Origin of the sequence: Streptomyces poonensis, assembly GCF_014650915.1 — a bacterium.
In the GTDB taxonomy this organism is placed as follows: Bacteria; Actinomycetota; Actinomycetes; order Streptomycetales; family Streptomycetaceae; genus Streptomyces; species Streptomyces poonensis.
The window spans coordinates 709,079-722,808 of record NZ_BMVW01000001.1 but is presented as its reverse complement, the minus strand read 5'-3'; the positions used below and the strand labels follow the sequence as shown (position 1 = coordinate 722,808).

At 71.4% G+C, this 13,730-nt stretch carries 12 protein-coding genes; 9 read left to right on the top strand and 3 right to left on the bottom strand.

What is annotated here, in order from left to right:
* Positions 1–140 precede the first annotated feature (140 nt).
* The 6 genes from IE242_RS03155 (at position 141) to IE242_RS03130 (ending at position 7,701) form a co-directional block, all read left to right on the top strand.
* Positions 141–1,013: an LLM class flavin-dependent oxidoreductase gene (locus IE242_RS03155; RefSeq protein WP_189855012.1), complete on the top strand. Its 873-nt coding sequence runs from the start codon at positions 141–143 to the stop codon at positions 1,011–1,013.
* 11 nt (positions 1,014–1,024) lie between these two features.
* Positions 1,025–1,819 (top strand): class I SAM-dependent methyltransferase, encoded by a 795-nt coding sequence (locus IE242_RS03150; RefSeq protein ID WP_189855010.1) that lies wholly within the window; start codon positions 1,025–1,027, stop codon positions 1,817–1,819.
* A 784-nt stretch (positions 1,820–2,603) separates the two neighbouring features.
* On the top strand, positions 2,604–3,377 hold the full coding sequence (locus IE242_RS03145; protein ID WP_189855009.1) for an isoprenyl transferase: 774 nt from the start codon (positions 2,604–2,606) through the stop codon (positions 3,375–3,377).
* Positions 3,378–3,736: 359 nt separating this feature from the next.
* Positions 3,737–5,062 carry an RNA 5'-3' helicase PhoH2 gene (gene phoH2, locus IE242_RS03140; protein WP_189855008.1) on the top strand — a complete coding sequence of 442 codons (1,326 nt, stop codon included), beginning with the start codon at positions 3,737–3,739 and terminating at the stop codon, positions 5,060–5,062.
* A 423-nt stretch (positions 5,063–5,485) separates the two neighbouring features.
* Positions 5,486–6,187, top strand: coding sequence for an aggregation-promoting factor C-terminal-like domain-containing protein (locus tag IE242_RS03135; protein WP_506417242.1), 702 nt, complete (start codon positions 5,486–5,488; stop codon positions 6,185–6,187).
* Positions 6,188–6,324: 137 nt separating this feature from the next.
* Positions 6,325–7,701, top strand: a complete 1,377-nt coding sequence (locus IE242_RS03130; RefSeq protein WP_189855004.1) for an AI-2E family transporter — start codon at positions 6,325–6,327, stop codon at positions 7,699–7,701.
* Between the two features lie 79 nt (positions 7,702–7,780).
* Here IE242_RS03130 and ahpD read toward each other — a convergent pair whose 3' ends face one another.
* Positions 7,781–8,314: an alkylhydroperoxidase, AhpD family gene (gene ahpD, locus IE242_RS03125; protein ID WP_189855002.1), complete on the bottom strand. Its 534-nt coding sequence runs from the start codon at positions 8,312–8,314 to the stop codon at positions 7,781–7,783.
* 216 nt (positions 8,315–8,530) lie between these two features.
* On the opposite strand from ahpD, the gene IE242_RS03120 reads away from it, so the two are divergent.
* The 3 genes from IE242_RS03120 to IE242_RS03110 are packed head-to-tail and all read left to right on the top strand — an operon-like array spanning position 8,531 to position 10,625.
* Positions 8,531–9,709, top strand: coding sequence for a MarR family transcriptional regulator (locus IE242_RS03120; RefSeq protein ID WP_189855000.1), 1,179 nt, complete (start codon positions 8,531–8,533; stop codon positions 9,707–9,709).
* 60 nt (positions 9,710–9,769) lie between these two features.
* Entirely contained in the window at positions 9,770–10,192 is a 423-nt protein-coding gene (locus IE242_RS03115) for a roadblock/LC7 domain-containing protein (RefSeq protein ID WP_189854998.1), read from the top strand.
* 4 nt (positions 10,193–10,196) lie between these two features.
* Complete coding sequence (locus IE242_RS03110; protein ID WP_229858084.1) at positions 10,197–10,625, top strand: hypothetical protein; 429 nt, start codon at positions 10,197–10,199, stop codon at positions 10,623–10,625.
* 75 nt (positions 10,626–10,700) lie between these two features.
* On the opposite strand, the gene IE242_RS03105 is transcribed toward IE242_RS03110, so the two are convergent.
* Positions 10,701–13,040 carry an ABC transporter permease gene (locus IE242_RS03105; RefSeq protein ID WP_189854996.1) on the bottom strand — a complete coding sequence of 780 codons (2,340 nt, stop codon included), beginning with the start codon at positions 13,038–13,040 and terminating at the stop codon, positions 10,701–10,703.
* The gene (locus tag IE242_RS03100) at positions 13,037–13,723 is read right to left on the bottom strand and encodes an ABC transporter ATP-binding protein (RefSeq protein WP_189856351.1); all 687 of its coding nucleotides are present in this window, start codon (positions 13,721–13,723) and stop codon (positions 13,037–13,039) included. Before IE242_RS03100 ends, IE242_RS03105 begins: the two co-directional genes overlap by 4 nt.
* Positions 13,724–13,730 lie beyond the last annotated feature (7 nt).

The window sequence follows — 13,730 nt, the reverse complement described above, 5'->3', positions numbered from 1 at the left end:
CACGTCTGGACGGCAACGCTGACGGCAACCGGATCCGCCAGCGGCGCGCTCGGCCGACGGACGAGCGCGTGCAGCACGAGCAACGTGTCGCGCGGATAAAGCCGTTGTGCCGAGTCCGCAGCCGCAGGTAGGAAGGTCCCATGACTGCACTCGGCGCTGTCTTCCGGCCCCAACTGCCTCCCGAGCGACTCCGGGCGATCGCCCGCCTCGCCGACGAGACCGGCCTGGACGAACTGTGGCTGTGGGAGGACTGCTTCCGTGAGGCGGGCATCTCGGCCGCGGCCGCCGCGCTCGCCTGGACGGAGCGGGTGCGTATCGGCGTCGGACTGCTGCCCGTGCCCCTGCGGAACGTCGCGCTCACCGCGATGGAGGCCGCCACCCTGCACCGTATGTTCCCGGGCCGCGCGACCCTCGCCGTCGGGCACGGGGTGCAGGACTGGATGGGCCAGGTCGGGGCGCGGGCCGCGTCACCGCTGACCCTGCTGCGCGAGCACCTGCTGGCGCTGCGCGCCCTGCTCGCGGGGGAGCGCGTCACCACGGACGGCCGGTACGTGCGGCTGGACGACGTCGCGCTCGACTGGCCGCCGGAGGTGGACGTGCCGGTCCTGGCCGGGGCCACCGGCCCCCGTACCCTCCGGCTCTCCGGCGAGGCCGCGGACGGCACCGTGCTCACCGCGGCGACGCCCCCGGAGGGAGTACGGCAGGCGCGCCGGCTCATCGACGAGGGGCGGGAGGCGGCCGGGCGCACCGACCCCCACAAGGTGGTCGTCAACCTCCTCGCCGCCACGGGTCCGGACGCATCGGCCCGTCTGCGCGCCGAGCTGGCGGCCGAGGGCGTGGGCGAGGTGCCCGACCTCGGCGTCGCCGGTGACGCGGCCGCGGTCGCCAAGGCTGTGCGGCGACTGGTGGACGCGGGCGCGGACACGGTGGTCCTCCAGCCGACGGCGGACGAACCGGACCCGGAGGGCTTCGTGCGCTTCGTGGCACGGGACGTACGCCCTCTGGTGCCATGAGCACGAGCAGCATGAGCAGATACGAAGAACTCGTCGCCGAAGGCGCCGCCGTCCCCACCGACGGCTGGGACTTCTCCTGGTTCGAGGGCCGGGCCACCGAGGAGCGGCCCTCCTGGGGGTACGCGCGGGCGATGGCCGGGCGGCTGGCCCGCGCCTCGGCCGCGCTCGACGTCCAGACCGGAGGGGGCGAGGTGCTCGCCTCCGCCCCGCGCCTCGCGCCGCTCACCGCCGCCACCGAGGGCTGGCCCCCGAACGTCACGAAGGCCACCGCCCTGCTCCACCCGCGCGGCGCCGTGGTCGTCGCCTCGCCGGAGGACGCGCCGCTGCCGTTCGCGGACGAGGCGTTCGACCTCGTCACGAGCCGGCACCCGGTGCGCCCGCACTGGGCGGAGATCGCGCGCGTGCTCCGGCCCGGCGGCACGTACTTCGCCCAGCACGTGGGCCCCGCCAGCGTCTTCGAGCTGGTCGAGTACTTCCTCGGCCCGCTGCCGGAGGAGTCGCGGACCGCCCGTCACCCCGACCGGGAGCGCGTGGACGCCGAGGCCGCCGGTCTTGAGGTGGTCGAGCTGCGGGCCGAGCGGCTGCGGATGGAGTTCTTCGACATCGGCGCCGTCGTGCACTTCCTGCGCAAGGTGGTCTGGATGGTCCCCGGCTTCACCGTCGAGGCGTACGAGCCACGGCTCCGCGCCCTGCACGAGCACATCGAGGCGGAGGGCGCCTTCGTGGCCCACAGCACCCGCCATCTTTTCGAGGCCCGCAAACCCGGCCAGCCCGGCCAGCCGGTCCGGCCCGTCCGATCCGGGTGATATGCCCGGCTTCTGGAGGGCTGCGCGCGTCCCAAGACGCCGAGGTTTCCACATCGTTACCGATCTCGGCTCGCCTCGACGGCGGCGCCTGACGTAAGTTCAGGCCAAGGTAATTCGCGTGAGCAAAGCCGCGCGGGAGGCACCGCGTGGCGGAGGGGGCTGCGCGGTGCCGTATCCACGGGCCGTCGGCCAGGGCGGGTGGCGTCAAGCGGGCGTTCCGACGGTGTTCACCCGTGCGGGGGTGTGTGGGGTCGTGTCGCTCTACGTCCCACAAATGGACGCATGTCCCTCGTATTCCTCTGAATGTCAAACGATCGCCGTGGATTGCCTTGGAAATGCCCGTCATCCGGCCGTGATCAGCCTGTGAATGAACGCTTCCGACCCTCTCGACGCGTCGCCGGATGACTGCGGAGAGTAGTTGTTTCCCGCCGATGTACGCAGCATCACTTACGAAGGGTTATGGTGGAAACCCCCCCTCGGGCCGGTCCGTCTCCCCCCCACGGACCGGCCCGTTTTTTTGTGTCCGTTCTCCCTGTCCGGTGAGCGTGCCGAATCCAGCCCTCCCGCGCGGTCCTCCCGCGGTCGCACTCACGCTTTCCCGCGCGGTGCTCCCACAGGTCCCCCACAGCCCTCCCGCACCCCCCACCCTCCGCACCCGTTGGCGGTACTTGGCTGACTCGGCGGTAGGCTTCGGCCCCGGGGACCGTCACCCGGAGATCGTTCAACGGACGCGGGCGCGCGTGACCGCGCCGGTCCGATCCGCTACGGAGGGGCTGACAATCACGTGAACCTGCGCGACAACCTGCGCCGCCTGCTGGTCAGGTTCTACGCCCGCAGGGTGGAAGGCCACCTGGACACCACCCAGGCCCCCAAGCACATCGGCGTGATCATGGACGGCAACCGGCGCTGGGCGAAGGCGGCGGGCAGCACCACGGCCCAGGGCCACCGCGCCGGGGCGGAGAAGATCGAGGAGTTCCTCGGCTGGTGCACCGAGACCGACGTCGAGGTCGTCACCCTCTGGCTGCTGTCGACGGACAACTTCGACCGGCCGCAGGAGGAGCTCGGCCCGCTCCTCGGGATCATCGAGAACGTCGTACGGTCCCTCGCCGCCGACGGCCGCTGGCGCGTGCACCACGTGGGCACCCTCGACCTGCTGCCCGCGCAGATGCAGACGGTGCTCAAGGAGGCCGAGGAGGCCACCGCGCACGTCGACGGAATACTGGTGAACGTCGCCATCGGCTACGGCGGCCGCCAGGAGATCGCCGACGCCGTCCGCTCGATGCTGCTCGACGCCCACGACAGGGGCGTCCCGATGGAGGAGCTCGCCGAGTCCGTCGACGTCGACATGATCGGCCGGCATCTCTACACCAGTGACCAGCCCGATCCGGACCTCGTCATCCGCACCAGCGGGGAGCAGCGGCTGTCCGGTTTCATGCTGTGGCAGACCGCTCACTCCGAGTATTACTTCTGTGAGGTCTTCTGGCCGGCCTTCCGCAAGGTCGACTTCCTGCGTGCGCTCCGCGACTACGCCGCGCGGCACCGTCGTTACGGAGGCTGAAGGTATCTCCTCCGGTCTCCGGTGATCTCCTCCCGGGTCCGCGCCTGTGCGGCGTACAGGACCCTCACCGGGGCAGACGTAACGAGCAGTTCACCGTCGCGCCGTCGTACGGTCTGGCATGGCGGCGGGTGTTCGAGGGCATAGTCCCAGCAGGTCGACATCCGAACCACGGATGTCGCATCCTCAGCGGGCGGCACGGGGTCGTCCGCCCGGGAGGCTCTTTGCACCAGCCCGACCGTGCTGTCGCTGCGCGGAACGAAGAGGCGGAAGGGCCGGTTTCCGGCCCGTGCATCGTGGCCGACGACCGGTCCAGTTCTCTTCGTCGCTCCCCGACCTCATCCGAGGGGGTACGTCCTTCCGTGGTGACCAGCGCACAGCGCCACAAGCCGAACCGGCGCACCTACGTTCTCGACACCAGCGTCCTGCTGGCCGACCCCAATGCCCTGAGCCGCTTCGACGAGCACGAGGTCGTGCTGCCGATCGTCGTGGTCACGGAGCTGGAGGCCAAGCGGCACCATCCCGAACTCGGCTATTTCGCCCGGCAGGCACTCCGTCTGCTCGACGATCTCCGGGTGCGGTTCGGTCGTCTCGACGCCCCGATCCCGGCCGGGGACCTGGGCGGGACGGTCCGTGTCGAGCTCAACCACTCGGATCCCAGCGTGCTGCCGTCCGGCTACCGCCTGGGCGACAACGACTCGCGCATCCTCGCGGTCGCCCGCAACCTCCAGGCCGAGGGGTACGACGTCACGGTCGTCTCCAAGGACCTGCCGCTGAGGATCAAGGCGTCGTCCGTCGGCCTGCTCGCCGAGGAGTACCGCGCCGAGCTCGCCATCACGGACTCCACCGGCTGGACCGGGATGTCCGAACTGACCCTGCCGGGCGAGCAGGTGGACGTCCTCTTCGAGGCGGGACACCTGTACGTCCCCGAGGCGGCGCACCTCCCCGTGCACACGGGCCTGACGATCCAGTCCGAGCGGGGGAAGGCGCTGGGCCGCATCACGCCCGAGGGCAACGTCCGCCTCGTCCGCGGCGACCGGGAGGCGTTCGGCATCAAGGGCCGCAGCGCCGAACAGCGCATCGCGCTCGACCTGCTGCTCGACCCGGACGTCGGCATCGTGTCGATGGGCGGCCGGGCCGGCACCGGCAAGTCGGCGCTGGCACTGTGCGCGGGTCTGGAGGCGGTGCTCGAACGGCGCCAGCATCAGAAGGTGATGGTCTTCCGGCCGCTGTACGCGGTGGGCGGGCAGGACCTCGGCTATCTGCCCGGCACCGAGGCCGAGAAGATGAGCCCCTGGGCGCAGGCGGTCTTCGACACGCTGTCCGCGGTCACCAGTCGCGAGGTCATCGAGGAGGTCACCGCGCGCGGGATGCTGGAGGTGCTGCCCCTCACCCACATCCGCGGCCGTTCGCTGCACGACGCGTTCGTGATCGTGGACGAGGCGCAGTCGCTGGAGAAGAACGTCCTGCTGACCGTTCTGTCCAGGATCGGTGCGAATTCGCGGGTGGTGCTCACTCACGACGTGGCACAGCGGGACAACCTGAGGGTCGGCCGGTACGACGGTGTCGTCGCCGTCGTGGAGAAACTGAAGGGGCATCCGCTCTTCGCCCATGTGACTCTCACCCGGTCCGAGCGCTCGCAGATCGCGGCCCTGGTGACCGAAATGCTGGAGGACGGGCAGATTTAGGCGATCCGGTCCTGCCCTGGTGGGCTGCCGGTCACCTGCCGGTTGGCGCCGTTCGGCAAAAGGCCATGAGCCTAGCCGGGCGGCGCCTTCGCATGTGATGGTTTCTGTGAAGTCCCTGGGACGTGAGAGGTGTGAGCTTTCACACGCACCTCGGAATTGCCTTGCGGTGTGGGCGTACGGCAGAGTCTCGTTCCTGTCAGGCCCCGCATACGACACATCTGTATCCCCAGCGGTACGGGACAACAGAAGACACAGAACTCCATAGCGTCGTCGTATGCCGCCCGAGCACCACCCGGCGCTCCCCGCAGGGGAGTTGCCCACCGGGCCCGTGCCTCCCGTGACCCCGCAGTTGGGAGGCCAGAGCCAGGGGCACGATCGCGTCCGCCAGGGTCACCGAAGCGGGCGATGCTGGAAGGAAACCGTGTGAGCCGGATTTCGGTCCGGGGATTCGCAGTGGCCTCGGCCACCGCGGTCACCGCTGTCGGCAGTGTCGTCGGAGTTGCCTCGGGCAGCACCGCACAGCCCGACGACCTCGAGCTGACGGCAAGCGACGCGACGCTTCTCGCGGACATTCCCGCCGGTCAGCAGGCGCAGGTGCAGACCGCGTCGCTGACGCAGCAGGCCGACGTGCAGGCCATCGCCGCGGACGCCAGCGCCAAGAAGGAGGCCGAGGAGGCCGCCCGGAAGAAGGCCGCTGAGGACGCGATCACCAAGCAGAAGGCAGCGGAAGAGGCCGAGAAGAAGGCCGAGGAGGAGCGCAAGGAGCGCGAGGAGGCCGCCAGCCGGTCCGCCGCCCGCGCCGACGCCTCCGACTTCGCGGTCCAGAGCTCGTACACCGTCGCGCAGGTCCAGGCGATGGCCCAGCAGATGATCCCGGGCGACCAGTTCACCTGCTTCAGCAACATCGTGAACCACGAGTCCACCTGGAACTACCAGGCGACCAACCCCTCCTCGGGTGCCTACGGCCTCGTCCAGGCACTGCCGGGCTCGAAGATGGCGTCCGCCGGTGCCGACTGGCAGACCAACCCGGCCACCCAGATCAAGTGGGGCCTCAACTACATGAACGAGCGCTACGGCAGCCCCTGCGGCGCGTGGTCGTTCTGGCAGGCCAACCACTGGTACTAGGCCTGCGGGACCCCGCGGTCCGGCTCAACCTTCCCAGGCCCCTCACCGTCCTTCGGTGAGGGGCTTCGGCCATGTACGGTCGAACCCGGCCGCTCCAGGGGGGAGTGGTGGGGCAGAACGGGGGAAGAGGACGGATCATGTCGCGAGTTCCTGGGTGGCTCGGTCGGGTCGGCGCCGGGCTCACCGGCTGGGGAGAGCGGCTGGAACAGCGCCGCAGGGAAGCGCGGGCGGCGCAGTCCGAGGACTCCAACGGCTCCCCGGTCCAGGCGCCGCCCTCGGACCACGTCCCGCCGCCGCCCGACCGTGACCCCGCCGTCGCCGCCCGTCCCGACCCCGCCACCGCCGTGCCGTGGGGCATGCGGGTCGCGGCCGAGGCCGGCTGGCGGCTGCTCGTCCTCGCGGGCACCGTCTGGGTGCTGATGCGGATCATCAGCGCCGTCCAGTTGGTGGTGCTGTCCTTCGTCGTGGCGCTGCTCATCACGGCGATACTCCAGCCGACGGTGGCGCGGCTGCGCCGGCACGGCGTACCACGCGGACCGGCGACGGCCATGACCGCCGTCCTCGGCTTCGTCATCATGGGCCTGATCGGCTGGTTCGTGACCTGGCAGGTCATGGAGAACATCGACACCCTCTCCAACCAGATCCAGGACGGCATCGACGAGTTGCGCCGCTGGCTCCTCAACAGCCCGTTCCACGTCACCGAGGACCAGATCAACGACATCGCCAAGAGCCTGCGCGAGGCGGTCGGCGCGAACACCGAGGAGATCACGTCCGCGGGCATCCAGGGCGTGACGGTCATCGTCGAGGCCCTGACGGGCATCCTGCTGACGATGTTCTGCACGCTGTTCCTGCTGTACGACGGTGAGCGCATCTGGAAGTGGACGCTGAAGCTGGTGCCGGTGGCGGCCCGGCCGGGCGTCGCCGGGGCGGGCCCGCGAGCGTGGCAGACGCTGACGGCGTATGTGCGCGGCACGGTGATAGTGGCACTGATCGACGCGATCTTCATCGGGATCGGCATCTACTTCCTCGACGTCCCGATGGCCGTCCCACTGGCCGTCTTCATCTTCCTCGGCGCCTTCATCCCCCTGGTCGGAGCGGTGGTGTCGGGCGCGCTGGCCATGGTCGTCGCGCTGGTCACGCAGGGCGTGTTCACCGCGGTCATGACGCTGGTGGTCGTCCTCGCGGTGCAGCAGATCGAGGGCCACATCCTGCAGCCGTTCATCCTGGGCCGCGCCGTCCGCGTCCACCCGCTGGCGGTCATCCTGTCGGTGTCGGCCGGCGGTCTGGTCGCGGGCATCGGCGGCGCGGTGGTCGCCGTCCCGCTGGTCGCGGTGACGAACACGGTGGTGGCCTCGCTGCACGCGCACGCGCGGCGGGAGGCACGGCGAAAGGTATCGCCTCCGAACGGGTCGGTGGGGGCGGTGGAAGCGACGGGGCCGGCGAGCTCGACGAAGACGGACACGGCGCCCGGAGGGCCGTCCGCGCCCGAGCGGGCACCGGCGCCCGCCGACTGACGGCGCCGCGCCCTCCAGGGGCGGGGCCGTATCGGCATGCGGCTCCGCCGCGACGGGGGTCCCCACCCCGGCGGAGCGCCTACCGCGCCAGCACCGCCTCCGCGTCCAGCGTGACGCCGACCGCGTGCACGACCGAGGCGATGCGGAAGGCGTCCTGGACGGTCATGCGGTCGACGCCCGCCCTGCGCAGGGCCTGTTCGTGGGAGTCGAGGCACACCCCGCACCCGTTGAGCGCGGAGACCGCGAGCGCCCAGAGCTCGAAGTCCGCCCTGTCGACACCGGGATCGCGGGTGACGTTCATCCGCAGCCCGGACCGCAGCGAGCCGTACTCGTGGTCCGACAGCAGGTGGCGCGTGCGGAAGAAGACGTTGTTCATCGCCATCACCGCGGCGGCGGCCTTCGCGGCCGTGTACGCCGCCGGCGACAGGTTCGCCCTGGCCTCCGGCTCCAGCTCGCGCAGTACGACGGGGGAGCGTGCGGCGATCGCCGTCGCCAGCACCGTGCCCCACAACCGCTGTGCCGACAGGGCGGAGTCGCCGATCACCGTGTCCAGGTTGCGCCGCAGGTCCCCGGCGTAGTCGGGGAGCGAGGCCTTGAGGGAGTCGAGGGACATCGCACGATCCTGGCACAGGACGCTCCGAGTCCTGAACGGTCATCCAATCGGTCAAATGAGCACCGAACAAATCCCGTTGCACTGCCGGACACATCATCTTTTGTCAGGTGGCGGCAGGTAAGGAGAGTCCGACCGCGGTGCGCGCGCCCGCTGCTAGACATACCCCCCTCGGAGTCACGCGTCAGGCGTGTGTGCGACAGACCGGCAGGGGGCGTGATGGCGGACCGTCGGATATCCCTCGACCGGGCCGGCTACGGCCTCCTGTCGCGCACGCTCGCCGAATGCGGACGGGACGAGGCCACCGGGGAACTCCGGGTCAGCGGTAGACCGGGTGGCGCCTTTCATCTCCGGGGCGGGCTCGTCGTCGCCGTCGAGAGCCCCGGTGCGCCCGGCCCCGAAGCGCTGCTGCTGCGTTCGGGGAGGATCAGCGGTGAGCAGTGGGACGGGCTGCTGGACGAGCCCGGGGCCGGGCGCTGGCCGGAGGCGGGGCTGATCGCCCACGGGTACGCGGGCGCGGCGCAGCTGCGGGTGATGCGCATGCAGGCGCTCCAGGACGCGGTGTTCGCGGTCGTCGCGGGCCATGTGGAGGGGGTGCGGCCGCTCACGGAGCCGTCCGGCTCCGGCCCCCTCGCGCCGGTCGCCGTCGGCGAGAGCCCGCTGCGGCTGCTCCAGGAGGCGACCCGCAAGCTCACCGCCCTGGCCGCGCTGCCCTGCCCGGTCCTGCCCGACCGCGAGCGCCCGCTCCCCGCGCCCGGAGCCGCCCCGGACGATCCCCGGCTGCCGTCCGCCCGGCGTGACGTCCTCACCCACGCCAACGGCCGCCGCACCGCCCGCGACCTCGCCTTCATCACCGGGCGCGGGGTCTACCCGGTGACCGTGGAGATCGCCCGCATGCTCGCCGAGGGCCTCCTGCGCTGCGCCGACCCGCCGCCGACGGTGCTGCCCGTCCCGGTGCACATACCGGCGACGGGGGCGCTGGTGCCGCTGCGGCGGGAGGAACCCGTACGGCTCGGCGAACTGGTACGGATCGGCGAGCCCTCCGTACCGCCGCATCCCGTACCGCAGAAAGCGCAGGACCCACAGGGCCCACAGGGCCCACAAGGCCCACAGGACTCACCGAACTCGCGCACCTCACAGAGCCCGCAGGAGCCGACCGGGCGACCGGACCCCGTACGAGCGCCGGGCCCCCCGAAGCGAGCTGCCCGGCAAGGGAAACCGGACGCGCCCCCCGTCCAGTCACCGCCGCCCCCCGGCCAACCGCCCCGGCAGCTTCCCCGGCGCCGGCCGGGGGCCAGTGGCATCACCGAATCTCTCGCCGACGCGCACCGCGAGGCGAGCTGGAAAGGGTTCTTCCGTCTGCGGCACCGGATCTGGACCCCGGATTCCGGCACCTGACGGAGACGGAGGGACCACGGACAACACGTCATCTCACCTCATGTCAGGGAGTTCAAGCTCATGGATCACGAGGCTTTGGCCATGGAGATGCGGGGCCTGCGCGAGCAGGTCACCGGCATCACCGACACGGCGGTGGCCGCCGCCGACGGACTGCTCATCGCCGCCGACACCGCCGAGGACATCGACCCGGAGGGCCTCGCCGCCATCGCCGCCGCCGGACTGGGCCTCGCCCGTCGCACGGCGGAGGCGACCGGCCGCGGTGCCCTGCGCCGCACGGTCGCCCACGGCAGCCACGGCTGCGCCGCCGTCTACGCCGTGGGAGAGAGCGCCCTGATGGTGGTCCTCAGCGACGAGGGCGTCGACCTGGACCGGCTGCACGAGGAGACCCGCCCGGCCCTCACCCGTATCGGCTCCATCCTGTCGGCACCGGAGACGGTGCCGGCGGTGTCGGCCGTTGCCGGGGCCGGGTCCGAGGCGGTGTGAGGAAGTGGCGACCAAGCGTATGAACGCGAACTTCTCCGACCAGGTCATGAGCCTGGTCAAGACGCTGCGCACCGAGGCCCCCGACTGCGTCGCCTCCGGGGTGGTCGACATGTCCACGGGCATGCTGCTGTCGTACGAGACCGTCGACAGCCACCCGCCGGAGGTCCTCGACCTGCTCGCCGGCGCCACCCTCGACCTGTTCCAGGGCCGTACGGTCCAGATGATCGAGGAGGTGTTCAAGGAGCGCCGCGGCATCAGCGGTGACCAGCACTTCTTCCAGGAGATCCTGGTCAACAGCGAGAACCTCACCCACCTGTTCATCCGCATGAACGAACAGCAGGACGTGGTCGCCGTCGTGGTCTGCCGCAAGTCCGTCAACGTGGGCATGCTGTTCGCCCAGGCCAGGCGGGCGGTGCAGAGCCACAGCCTGTGAGCGGGCACGCGCGGGCCCCCTCCGGGTCGGGAGGGGGCCCGCGGCCGTACGGCCCGGCTGCTCCGTACGGCCCGGCTACTCCGTACGCAGCCCCTCCGGCCGCATCAGCCGCAGCAACGGCGGCAGACTGAGCAGCGTCACCGCCAGGACCACGGCCGCGCCGAAACCGGTCATCGTCAGCACACCGGTCCAGTCCACGGCGAGCGGCACGTTCGTCATCTTCAGCAGAACGGTGCCCAGCGTGAGACCGACCACCACCGCGAGCGCCAGTCCGAGGACGATCGGCAGGGCCGTCTGCCACAGCACCGACAGGCTCAGCGTGCGGCGCCGCGTGCCGAAGGCGACCAGGGCCGACAGCAGCTTCTTCCGTTCGCGGAGCTGCTCCAGCTGGGAGACCAGCAGGCTCGCGCCGATCAGGAACAGCACGCAGGCGGCGCCCACGAGCAGTCCGGTGCGGATGGAGTCGAAGCGGCCGCTCCGCTCGGTGGACGTCCACACCAGGGGGTCGCTGTACGGGTCGATGGCCGCCGCCGTGTTCCGCACGTACTCGTACGCGTCCGGCACGGACCGGTCGATTCCCAGGTAGACCTTCTGGCCGAGCAGCCGGTCGATCTCCTCGGGCAGGGCGCCCGGCGTGATCAGGAAGCCCCCGCGCTTCATACCGGTCGGGTCCTCCACCGACCGGCCCTTCTTGAAGTCCCCGGGTACGGTCCAGGCGACCGAGTCGGCCTCGACGCCGTAGTCCGGGTCGAACCAGAGCTTCTGTCCCGCCTTCGCGAGCTCGGGAGTGAACTCGTCCCACTCGCCGCCGCTCACCGCGAAGACGTCGCCGTCCCGGCATGAGGGCAGCGAGGCCACCTCGCGCAGGGCCCGGCAGCCGCCGACGGTCACCTCGGTGATGCGCTCGGCGTCCTGGCCCGGCGTGTCGCCCACGTAGGTCTCGCCGAAGGCGTAGACCGCGTCGACGCCCTTCGTCGCCTCGAACTTCCCCGTGACCGTACCGAGCGCGACCCCGCTGGGCACCTCCACGGACATCTGTGCCCGGGTGAGGTCGTTCCTCGACATCTGCGTGAACTCGTCCTCCACGCCGGCGAACAGCATCTGCAGAGCGATCGCGCCCGCCACCGCCACCGCGATGCCGTTGACCATGCGGGCCGCCGAGCCGCTGCTCACCTGGAGCCTGCGGACGGCCAACTGCCAGGAGACGGCGCCGGAGCCGAGGCGCGCGACGACCGTCTCGACGACCCACGGCAGCAGCGCGGTGATGCCGACGAGCAGCAGGACGACGCCGCCGGTCACCATGTACTGGTTGAACTCCCCGTTCTCACTGCCCTGGCCGATCATCGGTACGAGCAGCGCGAGTCCGCCCACCGGCAGCAGCAGCCGCCACCACAGCCGGCGCCGGGCGGGCCTCGCCGTGCGCACCACGCCGAGCGGCTCGATCACCACACCGCGCAGCGCGAACAGGGTGACCAGTACCGCGGCCGCCGGGACCGCGACGGCGACCAGCGCGGCCAGCGCGGGCGAGGGGTTCAGATAGCCCGGGTACACGCTGATGTCGTAGATCTCGAGGGACCCTGCCGCCTGACGGCCCAGCAGGAAGAAACCGGCGCCGAGGACCAGCCCCAGCAGGGCGCCCGCGAAGGCCTCGCCGGCGGCGATCCGCCGGGTCATCCCGCTGTCGGAGCCGATCAGCCGGAGCGCCGCGAGCCGCCGGTCGCGCCGCTCGCCCCCGAACCGCACGGCCGTGGCGATGAAGACGCCGACCGGCATCAGCAGCACGACGAAGACGACCAGGACCAGCAGGAGCAGGACGGGATCCCAGGGCTCGGACGTGGTGGACGGATTGCCGAAGCCGTCGACACGGGCCACCACGCCCAGGTCGAGGTGGGACGAGAGGCCCTCGCCGCCCCGGTAGAAGGCGAGCTCGGACGGGCCGATCAGTCCGCTCTCGCCGATGGTGCCGACGATCCGGTCCGGCAGCCGCTCCCGCAGCAGCGCGCCCTCGTCCGACGCCAGCAGTTCCTCTAGCGCGGGGGAGACCAGCATCTCGCCGACCGCGGGGAACTCCGCCACGCCCGGCGGCAGCGGGGCCTTCGGCCCCTCGGGCTCCAGTTCCCGGCCGCGGACGTCCGTGTCGTGGTACGTGGTGGGCACGCCGGCGATCAGCAGCGTGTCGTCGCGCGCCTCGGGGATCTTCTCGTCGCTCCAGGCCTCGGTGAGGTCCCAGCGGGCGTCCGCCCGGTCGTCCCGCGCCGCCAGCGCGTTCGGGATCGCCGTGGTGAGCAGCAGCAGCGCCACCCCGAGCCCGACGCCGACACCGGTGAGCAGCAGCCGCACCCACCCCTCGCGTCCCCCCGTGAACGCGAACCTGACGCCCATGGCCAGGTCCCGCGACCACTGCCGCACGTTCATACGATGCGCTCCATGTCCCGCGACTTCCCGTCCCGTACGACGATCTCCCGGTCGGAGTACGCGGCGACCCGCGCCTCATGGGTGACCAGGACGACGGCGGCGTTGGTGGACCGGGCGGCCTCCGTGAGCAGCTCCATCACGCGCTCGCCGTTGAGCGAGTCGAGCGCGCCCGTCGGCTCGTCGGCGAAGAGCACGCGCGGGTTGGTCACCAGCGCGCGGGCCACGGCGACCCGCTGCCCCTGACCGCCGGAGACCTCACCGGGCCGCTTGCCCTTCAGGTCGTCGACCTCCAGGCGCTCCATCCAGGTCAGGGCGGCGCGCTCGGCCTCCTTGCGGCCGGTGCCGTTCAGCCGCAGCGGCAGGGCGACGTTCTCCACGCAGGTCAGCTCGGGCACCAACTGGCCGAACTGGAAGACGAAGCCGAACTCGGAGCGGCGGAGTGCGCTGCGCTGCGAGTCGTTCATGGTCGCGAGCTCACGGCCGTTGTACGTGATCGACCCGGAGTCGGGCGGCACGATCCCGGCGAGGCAGTGCAGCAGGGTCGACTTGCCGGAGCCGGAGGGACCCATCACGGCGACGACCTCGCCGGGGTGGATGGAGAAGGAGGCCCCGTCCAGGGCGGTGGTCGGGCCGTACGCCTTGCGCAGGTCGTGGGCGGCGAGCAGGGAGCCGGCCGGGGCCATGGTCTCG

What these genes read in the sequence shown, in the direction of transcription:
- ahpD (WP_189855002.1), bottom strand. Translation starts at nt 8,314, where the DNA reads ATGTCCCTCGACTCCCTCAAGGCCTCGCTCCCCGACTACGCCGGGGAC.
- IE242_RS03105 (WP_189854996.1), bottom strand. Translation starts at nt 13,040, where the DNA reads ATGAACGTGCGGCAGTGGTCGCGGGACCTGGCCATGGGCGTCAGGTTC.
- IE242_RS03130 (WP_189855004.1), top strand. Translation starts at nt 6,325, where the DNA reads ATGTCGCGAGTTCCTGGGTGGCTCGGTCGGGTCGGCGCCGGGCTCACC.
- IE242_RS03115 (WP_189854998.1), top strand. Translation starts at nt 9,770, where the DNA reads ATGGATCACGAGGCTTTGGCCATGGAGATGCGGGGCCTGCGCGAGCAG.
- IE242_RS03120 (WP_189855000.1), top strand. Translation starts at nt 8,531, where the DNA reads ATGGCGGACCGTCGGATATCCCTCGACCGGGCCGGCTACGGCCTCCTG.
- IE242_RS03150 (WP_189855010.1), top strand. Translation starts at nt 1,025, where the DNA reads ATGAGCAGATACGAAGAACTCGTCGCCGAAGGCGCCGCCGTCCCCACC.
- IE242_RS03100 (WP_189856351.1), bottom strand. Translation starts at nt 13,723, where the DNA reads ATGGCCCCGGCCGGCTCCCTGCTCGCCGCCCACGACCTGCGCAAGGCG.
- IE242_RS03155 (WP_189855012.1), top strand. Translation starts at nt 141, where the DNA reads ATGACTGCACTCGGCGCTGTCTTCCGGCCCCAACTGCCTCCCGAGCGA.